The sequence below is a fragment of the Brevibacterium sp. UCMA 11752 genome (genome assembly GCF_021532235.1).
Lineage (GTDB): Bacteria > Actinomycetota > Actinomycetes > Actinomycetales > Brevibacteriaceae > Brevibacterium > Brevibacterium antiquum.
This window is the reverse complement of record NZ_JACBOS010000003.1, coordinates 389,393-410,161: the sequence shown is the minus strand read 5'-3', so window position 1 is coordinate 410,161 and position 20,769 is coordinate 389,393. Positions and strand designations below refer to the sequence as shown.

General features: G+C 63.4%; 16 protein-coding genes. 5 read left to right on the top strand and 11 right to left on the bottom strand.

The window, feature by feature from the left end:
- Positions 1–13: 13 nt before the first annotated feature.
- The gene (locus tag HU144_RS01845; protein ID WP_235349883.1) at positions 14–796 is read right to left on the bottom strand and encodes a DeoR/GlpR family DNA-binding transcription regulator; all 783 of its coding nucleotides are present in this window, start codon (positions 794–796) and stop codon (positions 14–16) included.
- A gap of 170 nt (positions 797–966) precedes the next feature.
- On the bottom strand, positions 967–3,258 hold the full coding sequence (gene pdxA, locus HU144_RS01840; protein ID WP_235349882.1) for a 4-hydroxythreonine-4-phosphate dehydrogenase PdxA: 2,292 nt from the start codon (positions 3,256–3,258) through the stop codon (positions 967–969).
- A gap of 139 nt (positions 3,259–3,397) precedes the next feature.
- On the opposite strand from pdxA, the gene HU144_RS01835 reads away from it, so the two are divergent.
- On the top strand, positions 3,398–4,378 hold the full coding sequence (locus HU144_RS01835; protein ID WP_235349881.1) for an aldo/keto reductase: 981 nt from the start codon (positions 3,398–3,400) through the stop codon (positions 4,376–4,378).
- A 32-nt stretch (positions 4,379–4,410) separates the two neighbouring features.
- The gene (locus HU144_RS01830; protein WP_235349880.1) at positions 4,411–5,304 is read left to right on the top strand and encodes a dihydrodipicolinate synthase family protein; all 894 of its coding nucleotides are present in this window, start codon (positions 4,411–4,413) and stop codon (positions 5,302–5,304) included.
- 62 nt (positions 5,305–5,366) lie between these two features.
- Here HU144_RS01830 and HU144_RS01825 read toward each other — a convergent pair whose 3' ends face one another.
- The 6 genes from HU144_RS01825 to HU144_RS01800 all read right to left on the bottom strand — a co-directional run bounded on the left by HU144_RS01825 (position 5,367) and on the right by HU144_RS01800 (position 13,867).
- On the bottom strand, positions 5,367–6,311 hold the full coding sequence (locus tag HU144_RS01825) for a phosphoglycerate dehydrogenase (RefSeq protein WP_235349879.1): 945 nt from the start codon (positions 6,309–6,311) through the stop codon (positions 5,367–5,369).
- Complete coding sequence (locus HU144_RS01820) at positions 6,311–7,798, bottom strand: Nramp family divalent metal transporter (protein ID WP_235349878.1); 1,488 nt, start codon at positions 7,796–7,798, stop codon at positions 6,311–6,313. Before HU144_RS01820 ends, HU144_RS01825 begins: the two co-directional genes overlap by 1 nt.
- Positions 7,799–8,225: 427 nt before the next feature.
- Positions 8,226–9,668, bottom strand: coding sequence for a lipase family protein (locus HU144_RS01815; protein ID WP_235349877.1), 1,443 nt, complete (start codon positions 9,666–9,668; stop codon positions 8,226–8,228).
- Between the two features lie 265 nt (positions 9,669–9,933).
- The gene (locus HU144_RS01810; RefSeq protein WP_235349876.1) at positions 9,934–11,370 is read right to left on the bottom strand and encodes a purine-cytosine permease family protein; all 1,437 of its coding nucleotides are present in this window, start codon (positions 11,368–11,370) and stop codon (positions 9,934–9,936) included.
- A gap of 183 nt (positions 11,371–11,553) precedes the next feature.
- The gene (locus HU144_RS01805) at positions 11,554–12,693 is read right to left on the bottom strand and encodes an acyl-CoA dehydrogenase family protein (protein ID WP_235349875.1); all 1,140 of its coding nucleotides are present in this window, start codon (positions 12,691–12,693) and stop codon (positions 11,554–11,556) included.
- A 4-nt stretch (positions 12,694–12,697) separates the two neighbouring features.
- Entirely contained in the window at positions 12,698–13,867 is a 1,170-nt protein-coding gene (locus tag HU144_RS01800) for a CaiB/BaiF CoA transferase family protein (protein WP_235349874.1), read from the bottom strand.
- 203 nt (positions 13,868–14,070) lie between these two features.
- Between HU144_RS01800 and HU144_RS01795 the strand changes: the two genes are divergently transcribed.
- Positions 14,071–14,994: a hypothetical protein gene (locus HU144_RS01795; protein WP_235349873.1), complete on the top strand. Its 924-nt coding sequence runs from the start codon at positions 14,071–14,073 to the stop codon at positions 14,992–14,994.
- A gap of 2 nt (positions 14,995–14,996) precedes the next feature.
- Here the strand turns inward: HU144_RS01795 and HU144_RS01790 are convergent, their stop codons facing one another.
- From HU144_RS01790 to HU144_RS01780, 3 genes are all read right to left on the bottom strand, one after another.
- Entirely contained in the window at positions 14,997–16,307 is a 1,311-nt protein-coding gene (locus HU144_RS01790; protein ID WP_235349872.1) for a benzoate/H(+) symporter BenE family transporter, read from the bottom strand.
- A gap of 28 nt (positions 16,308–16,335) precedes the next feature.
- Positions 16,336–17,751, bottom strand: a complete 1,416-nt coding sequence (locus tag HU144_RS01785; RefSeq protein ID WP_235349871.1) for an MFS transporter — start codon at positions 17,749–17,751, stop codon at positions 16,336–16,338.
- Positions 17,752–17,855: 104 nt separating this feature from the next.
- Entirely contained in the window at positions 17,856–18,518 is a 663-nt protein-coding gene (locus HU144_RS01780; RefSeq protein WP_235349870.1) for a mycothiol-dependent maleylpyruvate isomerase, read from the bottom strand.
- A gap of 317 nt (positions 18,519–18,835) precedes the next feature.
- On the opposite strand from HU144_RS01780, the gene benA reads away from it, so the two are divergent.
- Positions 18,836–20,218, top strand: coding sequence for a benzoate 1,2-dioxygenase large subunit (gene benA, locus HU144_RS01775; protein ID WP_235349869.1), 1,383 nt, complete (start codon positions 18,836–18,838; stop codon positions 20,216–20,218).
- A 17-nt stretch (positions 20,219–20,235) separates the two neighbouring features.
- Positions 20,236–20,769 (top strand): benzoate 1,2-dioxygenase small subunit, encoded by a 534-nt coding sequence (gene benB, locus HU144_RS01770; RefSeq protein ID WP_313900587.1) that lies wholly within the window; start codon positions 20,236–20,238, stop codon positions 20,767–20,769.

Here is a 20,769-nt window from a genome sequence, read left to right as displayed (position 1 = left end):
AGAACGAGTCCTTCTAGGTGTGAGCCTTGCCCATGTCGTCGACGGTGACCACGCGGATGCCACGGGATTCGAATGCCTTGACCTGTTCAGCTTCAGCTGCGTCATCGGTCACGAGCGTCCACCCATTGCCCAGGTCTGCCCAGGCATGGAAGGGGCGTTGGCCCAGCTTGGCCGAATGGGCGACTACGAAGACGTGGGTGGCTCGTCGGCTCATGAGCTCTTTGAGTCGAACCTGCTCTGCTGTGGCCTCGCATACGCCGTCTTCGGCGGTGACGGCATCCGCACCGAGAAAGGCGAAGTCGAAGGTGAACTTTTCCAGCCCGACTTCGGTGATCGGGCCGATGAAGCCCTGGCTGATCGAACGATACCGGCCGCCGAGGAGGGTGAATTCGACCCCTTCCGTGCCCGTCATCTGCTGCAGAGAGGTGAGCCCTGTGGACACGACCGAAAGCGGAGTCGTCTCGCGCAGCGCACGTGCGATCTGCGCAGTCGTGCTGCCCGCGTCGAGGAGAACATGTGACCCTGCCGGTACCTGCTGCGCGCACCACACACCGAGCGCCCGTTTGATTTCAGGAGCCTCGTGGGAGCGTTCATCCAGTGTGCTCTCTGCCTCCGCGGGGACGGCGATGACACCGCCGTAGGTGCGTGCGAGGTCCCCTGAGTCGGTGAGTCGCGCGAGGTCACGCCGGATCGTTGAGGCAGTGACACCGAGCATCTCCGAGAGCGTCTCGACGCTCATCTCACCCTGCGCCCGAACTCGCTGGATGATCTCCTCGCGTCTATCGCCTGCGTTCATCACTCTCCGATGTCTGCTGTCGGTGGTCGAAACCCGCCGCCCGCCGATGGGCGGCTCTTAGCCGTGCGGCCACTGTATCGCGGTTGAGCACGGCTGGCTGAATCCCTGGCCGGTGGTCTGGGGTTGCCTCAGCGAGCACGAGGGCGCTGGAATCGTGGTGTTGGACTGGTTCAGACGGTCGCCAGCGTTGCGGCCTGGCGCATGGCTTCACTCATGCTTTCAGTGTCGACCTTGCCGGTGCCGGCGATGTCGAACGCCGTTCCGTGGTCGACGGAGGTGCGGATCACGGGAAGTCCGACAGTGATGTTGACCCCGGCGTCGATGCCGAGCACCTTGATCGGCCCGTGTCCCTGGTCGTGGTACATCGCGACGATGAGGTCGTAGTCGCCGCGTCCTGCGAGGAAGAAGGCGGTGTCGGCAGAGAGGGGGCCGACAGCGTCGATTCCGTCACCCTGCAGTGCGGTGATGGCGGGAGTGATCTTCTCCGCCTCTTCCCCGTAGCCGAAGAGCCCGTTCTCTCCGGCATGCGGATTGATCGCGCAGACACCGATATGGGGCCGCTCGATTCCTGCTCTGATGAGTGCGTCGTTCCCGCGACGGACCGTGCGCTCAACCAGGCCGGGCTCGATTGTGGCCACGGCATCGATGAGCCCGATGTGGGTCGTTACGTGGATGACTCGCAGCTTGGGTGAGGAGAGCATCATCGAGACTTCCTCGGTTCCGGTCAGAGCGGCCAGCATCTCGGTGTGCCCGGGGTACTGGTGGCCGGCGGAGTGCAGCGCTTCCTTGTTCAGCGGCGCCGTGCAGATCGCCTGGACCTCGCCGGACATGGCCAGCTGCGAGGCCCGCTCGATGTAGCGGAATGCGGCGTCGCCGGCAGTGTCGGACAGCTGCCCCCACTCCAGATCGGAAGGCAGCAGGCCGAGGTCGATGACGTCGATGACGCCTGGGGAGTCCTCGGCCGCAGCCGGGGAGTCGATGACGCGGATCGACGCACTGACGCCGAGGATCTCGGCGGCCTGTTCGAGCCGAGCCGCATCGCCGATGACGACGGGCCGAGCAACCTCGAGCACTGTGGGGTCGAGGCAGGCGGCGACGCAGATCTCTGGACCGACTCCGGCTCCGTCGCCCATGGTCACTGCGACTGTGGGACGCGATGTCATTCGTTCTCCTTCGTGGTTTGCGACGGTGTTCGCGGTGATCGGGGTGGGCGCTGTCCCGTGGGTCAGCGCTTCGTGGATGCGAGTGAGGGAATCGTCGTCTCCCTGGCCGCCGGGTCGCGTGACCACACGACCGAGCTCACTATGTTCACCGGGCCTCGCCGAGGTGGTCCCCGCCAGAGATAGGACCGCGCCCGGGTGGATCTCGCGCATCGTGACGACTTCCCCGACACCGAGGCGGTCGAGCACTGCTCGCGCCGTCTCGCCTCCTGTGGCGACCAGGTGGACAGGACCGATGTCTGTGAGCGAGCGTGCGACGAGTTCGGCCAAGAGGCCTGGAAGCGGGCGAGGATCGACCGCGTCTCCGGTGTCCGTGAGCCGGATGACGAGGTTGCCGCCGGTCAGTCGATTCCGGATCTCAGCGGCGGTGACGTGCAGGTTCTCGGGGTTGTCGTTCCAGGCCGAGACTTCGGTGGCAGGGATGTCGAGGACGCCGACTTGGGCGTGTGCCTGCAGGTGGGCCAACTGATCGTCGATGCGATCTGCTGCCGTGCCGAGAATGAAGAGGACCGGAGCGCTCAGGGCTGCGGGCGGTTCGACGGGCGGCGCAGAGCGTTTGAGGGCTCGACTGTCGGCGATGGCGCGAGCCAGTGCCGCTGATCCGACGACGGTGGCACCGGTGGATGCGGCGAGGGCGATGACCTGCCCGATGTCGTCCATGGTTTCGGCGTCGGCGGTGATGAGGCGCTTTGACCGGAATCGTGCTGCCAGTTCGTGCGGGCTGCTCGTGCGAAGTTGGTCGAGTTCGAGGGGCATCGGTGCTTCGGGGCAGAGGTCATTGAGACTGTCCGGGCCCGAATGGTCTTCGATGTTCCAGGCGCGTGTATCGGCAAGCCGTATACCGTCGATGTAGGGGACGCCGCCGATGACGGTGCGGTTGTGCTGGGGGAGTGCCGGAGCGAAGATCACCGGTCCGTTCGTGCTCTCCAGAGCCGCAGACAGATGTGCTCTGACGTTTCCACGCAGCAGAGAATCGACTTTGATGATGGTGGTCTGATTCTCGGTTCGCAGTGTCTCGAGTGCAGAGCGTGTGCGTGAGGCTGCTTCGACCGGTGTGAGATAGCGGCAGTCGAGGTCGAGCGCGACATCCTGCGGCGCCGCATTCGCGCTCTCGGATGAGGTCGGCCGTCCACTCAGGTCGGTGAGGAGGATGCGGACAGGAGTCCCGAGGGTTGCTGCTGCTTCCGCTGCTCCACTGAGGTCGTCGGCAAGGATGAGCATGCCGGGGTCGCTTGCAGGCATGGCACTCCTTTGCGTCCGATCTGGCTGGAGTTCCAGATTGCCACGATTGCGCGAAATGCGCAAATCTTTGCACGTTGCACGCAGAAGTGAGATGATTCATTGACATGGATCGCACCATTCACTCGACGAGGAGCACCGTATGACAGCAGACAAGAGCCTCTCCTTGGACGGTGTCTCCGTCCGATTGTCACCGCTGGTTCTAGGCACCATGACCTTCGGAGACACCGTCCCGGAGGTGACCGCGCACGAAGTGATCGAAGCGGCCCTGGCCGCGGGCATCACCGGAATCGACACCGCCAACGGTTACGCGAAATCGGCCACCGAAGGCCTCATCTCACCACTTGTGAAGAAGCATCGAGACTCAATTGTGCTGGCAACCAAGGCGGGCATGCCCCACGCCGACGCAGGAGACAATTCGCCGCTGTCGGCGGCAGGTCTGAGGGCCAGTGTCGAGGGCTCCTTGCGGCGCCTCGACGTCGACTCCATCGACCTCTTCTATCTGCACCAGCCGGACCGGGCTGCAAGTCTCGGGGAAACTATGGGAGCCGTGGCGCAGCTGCATTCTGAGGGCAAGATCAAAGCCATGGGCATCTCGAACTTCGCCGCATGGCAGGCCGTGGACGTCATCGCTGCTGCAGGTGTCGCCGGTGCCCCACGGCCCGCGATCGCACAGAATGTCTACAGTGTGCTCGCCCGCCAGATCGAAGACGAATGGCTCGAATGCGGTGCTGCGCACGGCATCGCGACGATGGCCTACAACCCGCTCGCCGGTGGGCTTCTGGCCCGGCGTCCGTCCAGCGACGGCACCCCGGACCGCTTCACCGGATCTGTCCTCGCGCAGATGTACTCACAGCGGTATCTCTCCGATTCGGTGCTGACGATGGTCGAAGCCTTCGCTGCCGTCGCCGATGAAGCCGGCATCCCTCAACCAGAGCTGGCTCTGAGGTGGGTGGCAGGCGGCAAGGGAATCGACTCCCTTCTGTTGGGTGCCAGCCGTGTCTCGCAGCTGGAAGCGAACATCGCCGCAGCGGCCAAGGGGCCCTTGCCTGAAGACGTTCTCACTGCGATCGACGAGGCAACAGTCTCGGTCCGCGGATCGCAGCCCAAATACAACCGCTGAACTCCACTCACATCCTTAAGAAGGGAAGATCCATGTCCTCGATCACAGGCGTTCTCGCCGCAGTAGCCACTCCGTTCGATGACGACGAAAAGCTCGTCGAATCGGCTCTGCGCGCCCATGTGCGCCGTCAGCTCGATGCCGGTATCCACGGCATCTTCGCCCTGGGCACAAACGGAGAGTTCTACGCTCAGTCCGCGGCGGAGCGCGCCGAAGCGACCAGGCTGGTCGTCGATGAGGTGGCCGGTCAGGTTCCAGTCGTCATCGGCGCAGGTGCCGCGACGACTCGAGAGACCATCACCATCGCTCAGGATGCCGCGGCTGCTGGAGCCGATGCGCTCTCCATCATCACCCCGTACTTCGCTGCGGCGTCACAAGCGGAGATCACCAATCATTTCCAAGCTGTGGCGGAGTCGGTCGATGTCCCGGTCATCGTCTACAACATTCCCGCGCGAACCGGCAATGCCGTGGCGCCCGCAACTCTCGAAATGCTCGCCGAGGTGGACAACATCACCGGGGTGAAAGACTCGAGCGGAAATTTCGACACGATCCTGCAGTACCTGGAGCGCACAGACCGCGACAGCTTCGACGTCATCTCCGGCAATGACTCACTCATTCTGTGGACACTCCTCGCAGGCGGTTCCGGTGGCATCAGCGGTATTGCGAACGTCTATCCGAAGACCATGGCGTCGATCTACGACCTCTTCGTCTCCGGGAATTCGGCGGGTGCGCGCGCCGCGCAGGACAGCATTCGTCCGATTCGCAACTGCCTGGCGCTTGGCAACCCCAACACCGTGGTCAAGCACGCAGCCAACGTCCGCGAATTTGGCCTGGGCCCGGCGCGGGCTCCATTCAACGCGCTTTCCGATGCGGCGAAGAAGCAGATCTCAGAGACCGTCACCGCTGATCTGGGGCGCGGATTGGCCTGAGAAGCGGGGATGACGCCAGGGGCTGCACCGAATCGGTGCAGCCCCTCCGTCATGTCCGGCAGTCAGAGCACCGGGAAGTGCGGCTCCTCGCCATGCAGCACGCGGACGACGTCTTCGACGGCCCAGGTGCCCATATTGGCGTTGGCGATATCCGAGTAGGCGCCGATATGTGGGGTGGCGATGAGATTCGGTGCCTGCAGCAGCGGATCGTCCACTGGAGGAGGCTCGGTGGTGAATGCGTCGAGTGCCGCGAAGGAGAGTCGACCGTCGTGCAGTGCCGAGACCAGTGCCGCCTCATCGATCAATCCGCCGCGGGCAGCATTGATCAGCCCAGCACCTCGCGGCATCGATTCGATGTGCTGAGCCGACAGCAGCGGCTCTTCTCCACCGGGCAGGTGGAGGGTGAGGAAATCTGAGCCTGCCACCACCTCGGCGAGGCTCTGAGGTTGTGCCTCTGCCGCGGCGATGGCTTCGTCGGGAACAAAGGGATCGTAGGCTGCGATCTGCAGGCCGAAGCCGGTCGCCCGCTTGGCGACGGCGCGACCGATGCGGCCGATGCCGAGAATTCCCAGCTGCTTGCCGCTGAGCTCGGTGCCGAAGAAGACATCCCACTGACCGCTGCGCAGAGACTCTTCGGCCTCACGTATGCGTCGGGCGCCCATGAGCAGGAATCCCATGGTCAGATCGGCGACGGCATCGGCATTGGCGCCTGGGGTATTCACGACCGTCACCCCTGCCGCCGCCGCTGCCTCGAGGTCGATGTTGTCGACCCCGGCCCCGTGTTTGGCGATCACCTTGAGATCGGGGCAGCCGGCGAAGACCTCGGCGTCCATCCGGTCGAGACCCACGAGAACCGCCTCGGCGCCGGCCAGTGCCGTGATGAGATCTCGACCGGACTTGGGGTGATTCTCCGTCCGGTGCTCAAGCTCGAGGCCCAGGGAATCGGCGCGGTCGCGGGGCGCGACCGAGAATTTTCCGAATGAAGGGGTGAGGACTCTCAGGCGCATCAGGCTCCGATCTCGATTCCGAAGGTCTCGAATATTGAATAGATCCCCAGCAGCCCGATGGCCAATGAGGCGAAGACGAGCATCACGGTGAAGAAATTGTTGGACTTGAACTCGGCGGGGACTTCACGAGTGCGAAGGTACCAGACGGCGATGACGACCGCGACGAGGAAGACGCCGCTGGCGACGCCGCCGATCTGCACCATGATCACCGGAGACTGGATGATGAGATAGCTCATTGCCCAGATGATGGGGAAGACGACGGTGAGGACGCGGATGATGCGAGTGCGGGTGCGCAGGTTCGTCCAGTCGAACGCGCCGAGGATGGAGACGGTGTTCGCCCATAGCCGGGGAACGCTGGCCGAGGAGGCGATGAAGGTGGAGAACAGAACGGCGAAGGCGCCGATCAGGAAGATCCAATGTCCGGCTTCGCCCATCACCGAGGAGTACATCGACGACAGCGTCGTGATCATCTCATTGCCCTCGGGGACGAGGTTCTGGGGGTGGAGGATCGCGGCACCGATGACGTAGAAGGACATGGTGCACACCGTCGAGACGATCCAGGAGACAAGAACGTCGGTGCGCATCACGGAGATCCAGCCATGCGCACGACGCGCACGCTCCGCGGAGCCGTCGTTGGGGCCGGTGTAGCGGGCGTAGCCCTTCTCTAGGCACCAGTAGGTGTAGGTGGTCATCTCGTCGGCCCCGACTCCGGTGATGCCGAACATTGCGATCGCAAAGCCGAGCGTGCCCGCGGGGATCGCGAAGGTCAGTCCAGTGATGACGTCCGCCGAGGTGTAGGCGAAGTCGGTGAATGGCAGTGAGAGTGCGAGCCCGACCGTGGAGACGGTGAAGATGATGACGGCCGCGACGGAGAACTTCTCGACGATGCTGTACTTGTTCGTCACCAGCAGGGAGATGACGACGGCGAGGGAGACGACCGTCCAGAATACGAGCGAGGGTGTGGAGAGAGGCTCGCCGAAGACCGGGAGCATGATCGACAGGGCGGCGACGGCGCCGCCGATGATGCCTCCGCGCTGGAGCACCTTCGCGAAGTCCATGAGAATCCAGAGCAGATTGATCCACCCGGCTCGACCGATGAGGCGGGGGCCGACGTGCCCATAGCCCTCAAGTGCGGGCTTGCCCGAGAGGATGGTCCACTGTGCGATCTCGAGTTGAACCCACACCTTGACCGCGGTCGAGATGATGACGAGCCAGAGGAGGACGAAGCCAGCCTTGGCGCCCAAAGCCGTCGTGGTGATGAGCTCGCCGGAGCCGATGACCGCTGCCGAGATGACCAGACCGGGGCCAAGGTACTTGAGCTTTCCCGCGAATGTGGTGGGCGGCTCGAGCACGTCTGCCGGATCGAGATGATACGGGTCGACGTTGGGCGTGACGGCTGCGGAGGCATCTGGTGTGGCTGCGGCTGAGCCGCCGTCAGCGGAGGCTCCGTAGGCGGAGTCTCCGTCTGTGGTGTGATTCGTCGTCATTGTCGGCTTCCTTGCGCGATGTCCGGTCTGGATTTCAGTGTCGAGATCGCTGGCATACTGCTTTCGCGAATGTGCAGCGCAAGCAACATGACGTAGTGCGGTGCTGCACGTCTCGACGCGGAGCGCGCAGAGGCCAGGTCCATCGATGAAGTCATTCTGCCAGTTGTGCGTGATCTGCGCAACATAGATGCGTGAAATGCGCGTATGCCTGGAATGGGCCGTGCGGACTCGTCGGCTCGAGGTGGTGCCGAGGGTGACCTTCCTGCGCTGCAAACGGGGCGATGGCACGACGAAATGGGCGACCCGCGCCGGAAAGTACGAAACTTTCAGCACGGATCGCCCACAGCGACAGAGGTGGTGCCTCAGTGTGAGTCGCTCATGACTGTAGTTCTTTCGTGGCCTTGAGCTGCTCCGGGGTCAATGCACTTCACAGCCTCCAGCAGCTGTCGACCGGAGCTTTCCCGGCGAATGTGCGGTTCGTGAAGATCTCGATTCGGGGGACGGTGGCGATGTATCCGCCGATATGCGTCGGTCCGAGGTTGTCCCGGAACAGCACCTTGTGCCCGGCATCGCACCAGGTGGAGGCGAGTTCCTCCCCCTGGGCAAAGGGCACGACATCATCGAGGCGGCTGTGGTTGACCAGCAGCGGAATGTCAGGAACCTCCGCCTGGCCGATCTTCTGCCTGTCGGCAACGTCGAGGAAGTTCTCTTCGATGAGCTCCTGGAACGAGCTCCCATCCTTGGTCAGGGTGTCGGTATCGAGGAAGGCGTTCGAGACGAGAGCCTCGACAGTGCACTGGTTAGAGGCCCGGTCGACGGCATCGAGGCCCTTCTGGTTGAGGTAATTGGTCATGTCGATATCAGCCTGCCGTGCAAACGAATCGACACCGTACAGGGCGAAGGCCGTATAGACGCTCGAGAGTCCGGACACTGTCTTGTACAGGTCCGTGGGCACGGCACCCGCCGAGGCGGACGTGACGTTGAGTTCGGGGGCCCAGTCCTTCTTGAGCTCCAATGCCGCAGCGGTGGCCTGCCCTCCCTGCGAATAGCCGCGCAGCTGAAGCTTCGTGTCGGCGTCGATCGAGCTTCCCTCGACCTCTTGCACGGCCTTGGCCGCGTCGAGCACGGAGCGGCCCTCTTCGACTCGATTGAGATAGCTGTGCGCACCCTCGGTGCCCAGTCCCACATAGTCGACGACGACCACAGGTCGCTTGGCCGCCAGCGCCGAGGTGACGGAGACGCCCTCGTACTCGGTGCCCATGCCCATCTGTCGGCTGGGGGCGCACTTGTCGGCAATGCCCTGTGTGCCCGGGGCGATGACGACGGCGTCCTTGGCCTTGTCGTCCGCACCCTCGGGGGTCAGAAGCGTGGCGGTGGCGGCGCGCGCAGTGCCCTCTTCGTCGGTGGTCCGATACATGAACGTCTCTGACTTCGCGCTGTGCTCAATGAGCTTGACCGGATCGAGATAGAACTTCGAAGCCACCTGCTTGACCACGCCGCCGTTCTTGTCCGGCAGTGTCGCTGGGGTCTTGTAGAAGTCCTCGGGAACTCCCGAATCGGGAAGATCTTCGAGCGCAGCCGCGTATTCGACGTCGGCGGTGGTGATCTCATCAGACTTGTCGACGGCCTTCTTAGCCTGCTCGACGCTCACGCTCTGGGGGACGTTGCTCCTATTGAGGGAGCTCGAATCCTCGGCCTGATCGTCTTCGATCATCTTCTTGGCTTCCTTGTCCGACTGGGGAACAAGGTCCTGGGCTTGGGCCGGAGCGGATACCGCGCCCATCGTGAGCGCCAGGCCGGCGATGGCGGCTGCGCTTGCCGTTGCGATGCGTCGTGCGTGTGGAAGCGTTACATGTCGAGAAGTACTCATATGGCGTTCCTACTCTGTCGTGTGTCTCGGCGGTGAGAGTGGCGGTCGAGGTGCCGACCGTTTCGACGGTGGTGCCGTGGTCGCAGTCGGCTCTGATGCGGAATCCGTTGGTGACGGACATCACAACACTACTCGATGGTAGAACTCATTGGTAACTTTATCGATCGAGCATTCGAGCAGTCGCGCCGTGAGTTGGTGGGGCATGACAAGGGCCCTGGACCGAGAAGTCTCAATCCAGGGCCCGCGCCAGAGGCTGCGCACGAGCTCAGGCGCGCTGCGCGTCCAGTGCCTCCACGTCAGGGTAGATCGTCTCCTCCGGTGCAACGCTGCGGTTGCGGACGAGGAAGTAGTAGAGGAAGAAAGTGACGATGCTGCCGACGAGCCAGGAGATGTCGGCTCCACCCAGTTTCTCGACCATAGGCCCGGTGTAGAAGGACTGTGCGAGGAATGGGATCTGGATGACGACACCGATTCCGTAGGTCACGAGTGCTCGCCAATTCCATTTGCCGTAGCGGCCCTTGTGGTCGTAGAAGGCCGGGATGTCGAAGCGGTCCTTGGAGATCAGGTAGAAGTCGGTGAGGTTGATGATGCTCCACGGGATGAAGACCATGAGCAGTGTCAGCACGAAGTTCTTGAAGTTCGCGAGGAAGTCCGCCGAGGCCATCAGTGCCACGAGCACGGTCAGGGTCACAATGCCGATGACGAAGACTGCACGTGTCCAGCGGCGGATGTTCGTCTTCTCACCGAAGGAGGTGAGGATGGTCAGCGTGCACATGAACGCACCGTAGGCGTTGAGGGTGTTGACGGTGAGCTTGCCCATCAGGATGACGATGAAGATGAGGAAGGCATAGACGCCTCCGCCGACGATGTCGCCGACGAAGCCGACCTGGTTCTCGACGAAGGAGTTGCCGGTCTCGGTCATTGCGGCTGCGCCGATGAGCGCGCCCAGGGTCATCGACCACTGCGACCCGATGACGGAACCGCCGAAGGTGAACCAGAAGGTCTTCGACGATGGTGTGGACCTGGGCAGGTAGCGGGAGTAGTCCGCGACATAGGGGCCATAGGTCATCTGCCAGCCGAATGACAGGGCGATCGCGGAGAGGAACGCAGGGAACGCGAAACTCGAGTTGGAGACCAGCCCGGGAACGTCGATCTTCGTGAACACGCAGACCGTGATGAACAGGAATCCGAGCAGGCCGGTCACCGAGGAGATGCGTCCGAGGACGTGGATGTACTTGTATCCCAGCAGGGCCACGGCCGCGGTCAGTGCACCGAAGATGATGATGCCCACCGCGGGTGTATCGACGCCGATGATGAGGTTGACGGCCTGGCCCGAGAGGACTGCGCCGGTCGAGGCGAAGCCGATGTACATGAGCACGACGAGCACCAGCGGGATGATCGCGCCGATGATGCCGAACTGCGCCCTGGAGGAGATCATCTGCGGCAGACCCAACTGTGGGCCCTGCGCGGAGTGGAGGGCCATGACGATGCCGCCGATGATGTTGCCGATGAGCAGTCCGATGATGGCCCACAGTGCATCGGCACCGAAGACGACGGCGAGTGCTCCGTCGACGATGGCGGTGATCTGGGTATTGGCGCCGAACCACAGCGTGAACTGGGAACGTGCGGTGCCGTGACGTTCATTGTCGGGCACCATTTCGATGGATCGTCTCTCAATCCCCGAATTGGACGAGCTCGCCATGGTTTTCTCCTTTGAAAGTTGAATCAGGAACAGTGTGGCACCGCACTGAGGTCCCAGACGAGGTCCACATCACATCTTTTGTCCGATATCTCGGAAAATTCGTAGGACAATGTTTCGCGCCGAGGCGGCCCGCCGTGATCGTTCACGTCAGGTCCCGCCTCGGCGAGGTTCTCGCGTTCGCCCTCAGGCCGAGAGGCTGCGGGCGATGATCGTGCGCTGGATCTCCGAGGAACCCTCATAGATGCGGTAGATCCTGGCATCGCGGACGTAGCGTTCGAGCGGGAAGTCCCTGGTGAAGCCGTAGCCGCCGTGGATCTGCAGCGCTTCGTCGGCGATGAACGCGGCGGCCTCGGATGCGGCGAGCTTGGCCGTGGCCGAGGACCTGGTGAAGTCCACCTCGGCGTCCCTCTGCTCCGCGGCATCCATCGTCAGCAGCCAGGCCGAGCGGTACTTCGTGTACATGTCGGCGAGCTTGAAGGCGATGCCCTGCAGACGATTGAGCGGTTTGCCGTTGATCTTGCGCTCGCCGGACCAGGCCACTGCCGCGTCGAGTGCGGCCTTCGAGATTCCCAGGCTCATCGCCGCGACCTCGATGCGGCCCCGGTCGAGGACGCGCATGGCCGTGGTGAAGCCCTCGCCCTCGACGCCCAGCAGCGCGTCGTCGGCAACGATCGTATCGATGACGAATTCGTAGACAGGGCTGCCGCGCAGGCCCATGGTCTTCTCCGGCGGATTGAAGTCCAGCCCCGCGGAGGCGGCTGCGGTGTCGACGATGAATGCGCTGATCCCCCTGTGCCCGGCCTCGACGTCGGTTTTTGCGTAGACGACGATGAAGTCAGCGAAACCGGCGTTCGTGATGAAGCACTTCGCGCCCTTGATGTGCCAGCCGCCGTCGACCTTCGTCGCCTTCGTCGACATTTCGGCAGGGTTGGATCCCGCCCCCGGTTCGGTCAGGCCGAAGGATCCGATGATCTCACCGGCTGCGGCCCTGGGCAGCCAGTCCTCGCGCTGGGCATCGGTGCCACCGAGGAGGATCGAGTCGGTGGCAAGGAACTGCGCGGTGATGATCGAGGCCGTCGAGGCGCACGCCTCGGTCACCGCGGCGACCATCTGGCTCATCGCCACGGAGCCGACGCCGGGCCCACCGAATTCCTCGGGCAGGTTGAGACCGAGGACTCCCACCTCGGCGAGGGTCTGCAATGTTGCGTCCGAGACGCGTTCGTTCGCATCCGCGGCCGCGGCCTGCGGCACGATGACATCTTTGCTGATCTGTGTGACGGCGGCGACGAGTTCCTGCTCGTCCGCGCTGATGTCGAATCCCATGGTCCTACACCTTCGTCGGTTCTGCTGAACGGGGTGCGTCAGTTCGTTCTGCGCTCAGCTCGTCATTGTGCTCGCCGAGGTGGGGCACCGGAAGCGCGGATGTCGGCCTGACACCGTCGACGAGGAGGGGGTGGCGCAGGTGCGTATGACAGGTGCGGGCATCGGTGGTGGTGAGATCGCGGCCGGCGGTGATGGGGCCGTCGATCGCCTCGGTGAAGTTGAGCACCGGGGAGTTGGGGACTCCTGCCGCGTCGAAGATCGCGCACAGCTCGGACACCGTGTGAGTGCTGGTGAACTCCTCGATCTCGGTGCGCAGATCCTCGTCGTTGTCCGAGCGGAGTCTGTCGGTGGCGAACCGGGCATCGGTGGCGAGCTCGGGTTTGCCGAGCGTGGCAGCGAGGACGCCGAAGAGCTTGTCATTTGCCACGGCGATGACGACGAGACCATCGGATCCGGCGTAGGTGTCGAAGGGTGCGGAGATGGGGTGCCGATTGCCGACGCGCTTCGGTGTGGAGCCGGCCGCATGGATGGCGGTGTTCGTCGGCTGCATCGCGAGCATGACGTCGAGCATCGGAATGTCGATGTGGGCACCTTCGCCGGTGGCCTGGCGGTGGAAGAGCGCGCTCGAGATGCCGAAGGCGGCGAAGACTCCTGCGGAGACGTCCGCAATGGATTCGCCTACGCGGGTAGGGGAGTCGTCGGGGAAACCGGTCGATGACATGAGACCGCTGAGCGCCTGGATGACGGTGTCGTAGGCGGGGCGTTTCGCCTGGGCACCACTCTGGCCGAACCCGGAGATCGAAGCGTAGACGATGTCGGCCTTGACCGCCTTGATGTCCTCAAAGGACAGTCCCAGTTTGGCCGCGACGCCGGGGCGGAAGTTCTCGACGACGACATCGCAGGTGCGGATGAAGTCGAGCAGCTTCTCGTGTGCTACAGGATCCTTGAGGTCGGCTTCGATGGATCGTTTGCCTCGGTTGAGGGAGGTGAAGTAGGTCGAGCCGGTCTCGGTGAAGGGACCTAGGTGGCGGGAGTCGTCACCGTGTCCCGGCATCTCGATCTTGAACACCTCGGCGCCCTGATCGGCGAGCATGGCGGTGGCATACGGTCCGGCCAGCACTCGCGAGAAGTCCGCGACCCTGACCCCGTGGAGTAGTTGCTTCGTTGCGTCCATGAGGACAATCCTCGAGGTGAGGAGCGCGGAAGACAACGAGTCCCGAATGAGATTCGTCCGATATGTCGGATGGCTGGCGTGAGTCATCCGTCGTGCTCGTGGCCAAAGGTTTTCGCACTGGTGCGCTAGCATTTGTAGTAACAATGGACCATGGCTGAATCGTTGATGATTTCGTCTAATTCGAGCGGGTGGGAATTCAGGATATGCAGCCAGTGAAGGGCATGGGAATGGTCGCAGAGGGCGGTTGGGCAAGACATCTGAATTGGGTGGTTCCGCTCTTGCTCATTCCGCTGTCGATCATCATATTCAGCGCCCTTGCTGTCATGGCGATGCCGGGAACAGACGACCCGGGGATCGTGTGGCTCATGGTCGTCGCCATCATCTGCGCCGTGGTCGCACCGATCGTGTTCTTGATCATGACCATCGTCGGTGCGCAGAAGACATACCGCTCCAGCCACATGTATCACCGTAAACTGCAGAAGCGCAATGAATGCATGGCGCGACAGTTGGAACAGCAGATCGTTGCCGAGGGTGGTCCTCGCTGTGATTTCGAGGCCAGGACGATTGCGCGGGTCCAGGCGACTCAATGGTGCGAGGCGCTGATGCGCGGTGACCGCCTGCCTGCCTTCGAGAATTTCAATCTCAACCTTGAACCGGGCGAACAGGTTGTCGACCAGTACCGTGCCAAATACGCCAGGTTCTACGGGCAGAACGTGACGTATCAGACTGGAGGGGTCTTCGCGATGGGCAGCCCACTCTTCGTCGCTGGGGCGATGATCGGATCAGCAGTCGGTAACGCGAACGCGAGAGCCCAGGCCCAGCGTGTGGCGGCCGCGCAGTGGCGCGTGATCCAGTACGTCGACGTACTGGTGACAGACCGTCGGCTGATCATCCCAATCGGTGGCCGCACGCTCTCCTTCTACTTCAATGCGGTAGCGGCGTTCTTCCCAGAGATCGACGCCATGACGCTGACTTTGGATTTTGGAGACAGAACCGAGCCGGTGCAGCTGTTTTCGCCGAACACGGCTGCGACGTCAGTCCTCGTCGTCCATCAGTTGAAGGGACGCGAGGCGCTGAGTGTCCACCCTGCGATCAAACCGATCAGTGCGAGAGCCGTCGCCAGCTGAAGCTATTTGGGTGTTGTGCTCTGGGTGGGCTCGCGGTGCATGAAATCGTCGCGCTTGTAGTCCCCAGGCTCAAGGAAGCGTGAGGCCACACAGCCGATGAGGATTCCCCAGAACGCCGCATGGATGTTGAACAGGTCGAACTCGGCGATCGTGACGACGAAGGTGACCAGAGCGCCGAAGGTGTACTTGGATGAGAACGCCGAGACGAAAGCCTGACGCAGAGCTCCGAGCATCGCCATTCCGCCCAGAGCCAGAATGTAGGCCTCCGGGGTGCCGAGCATGAAACGGGTGACCAGCGGTGAGAACAGCGCTGCGATGAAGCAGAGGAACGAGTAGAAGACGGCCGCCGAATACTGTCGCTTAGGGTCCCCGGACGAGGTGAGCAGCGCGTTGGTCGGCCCGGTCAGGCACGCGGAGACCGCACCGAAGCAGGCATTGAGCACCGACAGGAAGCCAGAGACCACGGCAGAGGCGTTGACGGGAGTCGCATGTCCGGCGGCGCGCAGCACGGCCTCACCCTGACCGTTCTGGACGACGAGGACCGTCAGAGTCAGGGGGACGACGAGTTCGAGCTGAGCCGCCCAGGTGAACTCTGGCGCGGTGAACACCGGGTCAGCCAGGACCGGGCCGCCGGATGAGAGGTCCAGCTGCCCGAGGACGACGACGGCGATGAAGCCGACCAGCAGAGCACCGAGGACCGGAGGCATGAAGCGGCCCAGTCCCGGCAGGGCCGTGAGTGCGATGAACGCGATGATCATCGGAATGACGATCGCAGGAGTCGAGCGTCCCGCGTCGACGATGTCGATGCCGAAGCGCAGGAAGATCGCGGCCACCATGGCCATGACGATCGGAGGCGGAATAGCGGCCATGGCACGCCGGACCAGGCCGCTCATGCCCAAGCCCAGGGTCAGCACACCGGCGACGAAGAAGGCCCCGACGACCTCGCCGAAGCTCAAGTGCTGCAGTGAGGGCCCGAGCAGAACGGTGCCGGGAATCGACCACGCGAATCCCAACGGTCGCCGGTAGACCAGCGACATGACCAGGGTGGCCAGGCCCGCTGAGAGGAAGATCCCGAAGACCCAAGACGAAAGCTGGGCATCACTGAGACCACCGGCCAGACCCACCGCCATGGTCACGGCGATGGGGCCGGTGATGCCGAAGATGAGTCCGACGACGGCATTGAGGCAGTACTGCGGGCCGATGTCCCGACGAATGTCGCGCAGACTGGGCATCCGCCCCGTCGGGCGCTCGATCAGGGGGGCTTTCTCAGTCGAGCGCGAAGTCGCCGAGGTGGTCGTTGGGTTCTCGTGCATACAGTGAAATCTCGTCTCGTGGTGGGTGTCAGCTCTGCGGGTGGGACGCCGATGCGGCGTCGTTCGTGGTCAGCGGTGTTCGGTCCGCAGCCGAGGCCGTAGTCGCAGTCGCGGGTACAGCCGCCTGGTCCATGTCGGCGGTTTCCAGGTCGGGCTGCTTGGGAACCAGATAGGCCATGAGCGCCCCGAAGAGGGCGACGCCGGCGAACACGTAGAACGCCTGTGCCCCGCCGAGCCCGATGGCGGCGATGAAGCCGCCGATGAAGGGCCCGATGACTCCGCCGATGCGCCCGAATCCGGCGAACCAGGCCACACCTGCCGACCGTGCGTTCGTCGTGTAGTACGTCGATACGTACCCGTAGCCCAGCACCTGAGTGCCGAGTGTCCCAACTCCGGCCATGGCGATGAACGCGAAGAGGAAGGCGATCGGCAGCTGGAAGGTCATCAGGGTGAGCGTGATCGCGGCAAGGACGAAGGTCGAGACGATGATCGGCCGGGGGCTGAAGCGATCGGCGATCTTCGACCCGATGAGGGCGCCGATGACGGCGCCTCCGTTAAGGATGAGGAGGAAGGCCAGAGAACCCGAGGTGTCGTAGCCGTACCCCTGCATGATCTCCGGCAGCCAGGTGTTGAGGCCGTAGGTCAGGAGGAGGCCAGCGAAGGACAGGAAGCCGAGGAAGATGGTGGCCATGCGCCAGCGCGGTGTGAGCAGAGCAGCGAAGCCGGTGCGTTCGACCGAAGCCGAATCGGTGACCAGCTGGGAATCGTCGATCAAGGGGGTGCCCGCACGACGAGCAGTTGCGATGGCCTCCTCGCGGCGGCCTCGAGTGAGCAGCCACCTCGGCGATTCAGGGACCTTGAAGAAAGCGATGGGCACCAACACGAGCGGAGCGGCACCGATGATGAAGAGTCCGCGCCAGCCCAGGGGCTCAAGGAGGATGATTCCCAGTCCGGCGGCGAGCACGCCGCCGGCCGGGACACCGGAGTAGACGATGGCGTTGTAGAGGTTGCGCTTGTTCGCGGGGGCGAACTCCGCCATGGTGGCCCCGGCTACAGCCAGCACCGCACCGAGGCCCAGTCCGCTGAGAAAGCGGAGGATGCCGAAGGCCATCACGGATGTGGCGAATGCTGTGAACAGCATTCCGAGTGAGAACCAGGAGATGCTCACGAGCAGGAGGCGACGGCGTCCCAGCCAGTCTCCGACTGCCCCGCAGGTGAGCGCTCCGACGAGGACGCCGAGCATAGCGTAGGAGCCGAGGAGCCCTGCCGTGGATGGGTCGAGGGCGCCCAGTTGGGAGGGGTCGTTGAGCAGCGTGGGCATGATGGTGCCGTAGACGGTGAGGTCGTAGCCGTCGAAGACGAGAGCGCCGCAGGCGATGAACGCCACCCAGCCCGCTGTCTTCCGTTCCTGCACAGGTTGTGCGCTGACAAGTGTGTGCGACATGGTCTTCAGTCCTTGAGGTCGGTGCGTTGATCGGCCCTCGGAGAGATTCCGGGGCACCCCCGCCGAGGTGGTCAGGGGGTGTGGTGGGACGTGAGCGTCGGTGCTCAGGTCCAGCGCGGAAGTGTGGGCAGAGTGGGCAGCGGCGACGTCGATTCCAGCTCACCGGGGTAGCCCCAGGCCAGCCACTGGACGAGATCTTCACGGTCGCCGCTGACGGCCTGGCCGTTCTCACCGATCTCCCAGTGGTCACCCTCGGTCGAGTCCACGACCAGGGCAGGTGCCGCCTCGGCGATCGTCAGGCGTCTGATCAAGGTCTCCAGTGCGTCGAGGGCGGAATCCGGATCCGCCTCTTCGATGGTCCACGCGGTGCCCAGGGAATCGTGGGCGATGACGATCTCCCCGATCCGCTGCGGCACGATGTCGCCAGGGGTCAGCTGCAGGCCGCGGTAGTCGAAGACGGTGTCCTCGGGCAGCTTGGCCAGCTGAGCGGCGGCGGCGGTGAAGGCAAGATGGCACCGGCGGTAGCGGGCACGGACATCGTCGGCCTGGTCATCGTCCGTTGCCGGCAGGTTCAGCTTCTCACCGATCAGATCGGCGAGTTCGAAGCCTCCGTCCACGACGCGGGAGATGACGACCTGCCTGCTGTGTCCGTCGGCGGTCGTTGACTCCAAGAGATCGTCGGCGAGCATCGTGATGACGGTGTCCATCATCTCCGTTTCCCGTCCGAGGCGTGAGAGATCCGAATACAGCGCTTCGATGCGATTCACGATTGCAGTCCTTTCCTCATCCGCGCAGAACACCCTTGTGCGCGCAGAGACTTAGATGAACTCCGACAGTTGTCCTTGCCGGGTCGACAGCAGTTTTCGCTGTGAGGTCACCGGTCACATTACGGGTCGCAGAGCTGAGTGACAGGCCCTGAGAACCCCAGTCCTGATGCCCTGGGTCACTCCTAGGGGTCCCCCTGGTGTGAACTGCATCACGGGCGACCAGGATGGAGTGGTCAACTCATCGGCGACAGGCCGACGACCAGCAAGATGACCATCCACAAGAGACCTACTCAACGAGAGACCAATGGAGGCTCACCATGACCGATACCCTCGATTTCAGCGCTGACACTCGAGATCTCATCGCGAACGGAGTCCAGGAACGGCCCGAAGAGGGCGTCCGCCGCGTCAATCGGCAGATCTTCACCGACGAAGAGACCTTTGAGCTCGAGATGAAGTACATCTTCGAAGGCAACTGGATCTACCTCGCCCACGAATCCCAGATCCCCGAGATCGGCGACTACTTCACGACCTACATCGGTCGACAGCCCATCATGATCACCCGGGACAAGCAGGGCGGGCTCAACTGCCTGATCAACGCCTGTGCCCACCGCGGGGCGATGCTCTGCCGCCGCAAGACCGACAATCGCACCACACTCACGTGCCCCTTCCACGGCTGGACCTTCCGCAATTCCGGTGAGCTGCTGAAGGTCAAGGATGGACGCAACGGCGGCTACCCGGAGCAGTTCAACAAGGAAGGCTCACACGACCTGACCAAGGTCGCGCGGTTCGAAAGCTACCGCGGGTTCCTCTTCGGCTCACTCAACCCTGATGTGCAGCCCCTGGAGGACCACCTCGGCGACACCCGAGTCATCATCGACTCCGTCGTCGACCAGTCACCGGACGGCCTCGAGATCCTCAAGGGTGCAACGACCTACACCTACGAAGGCAACTGGAAGCTGCAGACGGAGAACGGGGCCGACGGCTACCATGTGACCTCGGTTCACTGGAACTACGCGGCCACCACTGCGCGCCGCAAGTCCGGTGAGTCGGAGAACGAGACCAAGGCCATGGACGCCGGAGGGTGGGGCAAGGTCGCCGGTGGCTTCTACTCATTCCCCTACGGTCACCTGCTGCTGTGGCAGGAATGGACGAACCCAGAGGATCGGTCACTGTGGTCCGAACGCGAACGCCTCGTCGAAGAGTTCGGCGAGACCAAGGCCAACTTCATGACCAACATCTCCCGCAACCTCTGCCTCTACCCGAACGTCTACCTGATGGACCAGTTCAGCTCGCAGATCCGACATATCCGCCCGATCGCAGCCGACCTGACCGAGGTGACGACCTTCTGCATCGCCCCCAAGGGCGAATCACAGGAAGCCCGGGCCAACCGCATCCGCCAGTACGAGGACTTCTTCAACGCCACCGGAATGGCGACCCCGGACGACCTCGAGGAATTCCGTTCGGCGCACAAGACCTACCGGGCCTCGGCATCACCCTGGAACGACATGTCGCGTGGCCAGGAACACCAGATCGACGGCCCTGATGAGCAGGCCAAGGAACTGGGCATCAACCCGATCGCCTCGGGCGCGAAGACCGAGGACGAGGGACTCTACCCGGTCCAGCACGAGTACTGGCAGTCGGTGATGATTGACGCGCTCGCCACCGAGGACGCACGCGCCGCCGCACGGCAGCAGCAGTAAGGAAGGAACCCGCAATCATGACCATGACAGCACCCGCGACGAAGTCCGCACTGATCGTCGATCCCGAAACCTCAGAATGGATCCGCCAGTTCCTCTACCGTGAGGCCAGGCTCCTCGACGAATGGAACTTCGAAGAGTGGCTGGAGTGCTACCACCCCGACGCCCCGTTCTGGATGCCGGCCTGGGACGTCGACGACACTCTGACGACCGACCCCCAGAACGAGATCTCACTCATCTGGTACCCGAACCGCAGCGGACTCGAAGACAGAGTCTTCCGCATCAGGACCGACCGCTCGGCTGCCACCTCGATGCCGGAACCGCGCACCGAGCACAACATCAGCGGCGTGGAGTTCCTCAGCCGCGACGGTGACACGGTGGAGGCCCGCTTCAGCTGGACCACCCACTACTACCGGTACCAGTCGACGCTGACCTACTACGGCCACAGCCTCTACACGCTCGACATCTCCGGGGAGAGCCCGGTGATCACGGCCAAGAAGGTCATCCTCAAGAACGACACCGTGCATCAGCTCATCGACATCTACATGATCTGA

Excerpts from the sequence above, each read along its gene's own strand:
- HU144_RS01845 (WP_235349883.1), bottom strand. The coding sequence starts at position 796 with ATGAACGCAGGCGATAGACGCGAGGAGATCATCCAGCGAGTTCGGGCG.
- pdxA (WP_235349882.1), bottom strand. The coding sequence starts at position 3,258 with ATGCCTGCAAGCGACCCCGGCATGCTCATCCTTGCCGACGACCTCAGT.
- HU144_RS01835 (WP_235349881.1), top strand. The coding sequence starts at position 3,398 with ATGACAGCAGACAAGAGCCTCTCCTTGGACGGTGTCTCCGTCCGATTG.
- HU144_RS01830 (WP_235349880.1), top strand. The coding sequence starts at position 4,411 with ATGTCCTCGATCACAGGCGTTCTCGCCGCAGTAGCCACTCCGTTCGAT.
- HU144_RS01825 (WP_235349879.1), bottom strand. The coding sequence starts at position 6,311 with ATGCGCCTGAGAGTCCTCACCCCTTCATTCGGAAAATTCTCGGTCGCG.
- HU144_RS01820 (WP_235349878.1), bottom strand. The coding sequence starts at position 7,798 with ATGACGACGAATCACACCACAGACGGAGACTCCGCCTACGGAGCCTCC.
- HU144_RS01815 (WP_235349877.1), bottom strand. The coding sequence starts at position 9,668 with ATGAGTACTTCTCGACATGTAACGCTTCCACACGCACGACGCATCGCA.
- HU144_RS01810 (WP_235349876.1), bottom strand. The coding sequence starts at position 11,370 with ATGGCGAGCTCGTCCAATTCGGGGATTGAGAGACGATCCATCGAAATG.
- HU144_RS01805 (WP_235349875.1), bottom strand. The coding sequence starts at position 12,693 with ATGGGATTCGACATCAGCGCGGACGAGCAGGAACTCGTCGCCGCCGTC.
- HU144_RS01800 (WP_235349874.1), bottom strand. The coding sequence starts at position 13,867 with ATGGACGCAACGAAGCAACTACTCCACGGGGTCAGGGTCGCGGACTTC.
- HU144_RS01795 (WP_235349873.1), top strand. The coding sequence starts at position 14,071 with ATGCAGCCAGTGAAGGGCATGGGAATGGTCGCAGAGGGCGGTTGGGCA.
- HU144_RS01790 (WP_235349872.1), bottom strand. The coding sequence starts at position 16,307 with ATGCACGAGAACCCAACGACCACCTCGGCGACTTCGCGCTCGACTGAG.
- HU144_RS01785 (WP_235349871.1), bottom strand. The coding sequence starts at position 17,751 with ATGTCGCACACACTTGTCAGCGCACAACCTGTGCAGGAACGGAAGACA.
- benA (WP_235349869.1), top strand. The coding sequence starts at position 18,836 with ATGACCGATACCCTCGATTTCAGCGCTGACACTCGAGATCTCATCGCG.
- benB (WP_313900587.1), top strand. The coding sequence starts at position 20,236 with ATGACCATGACAGCACCCGCGACGAAGTCCGCACTGATCGTCGATCCC.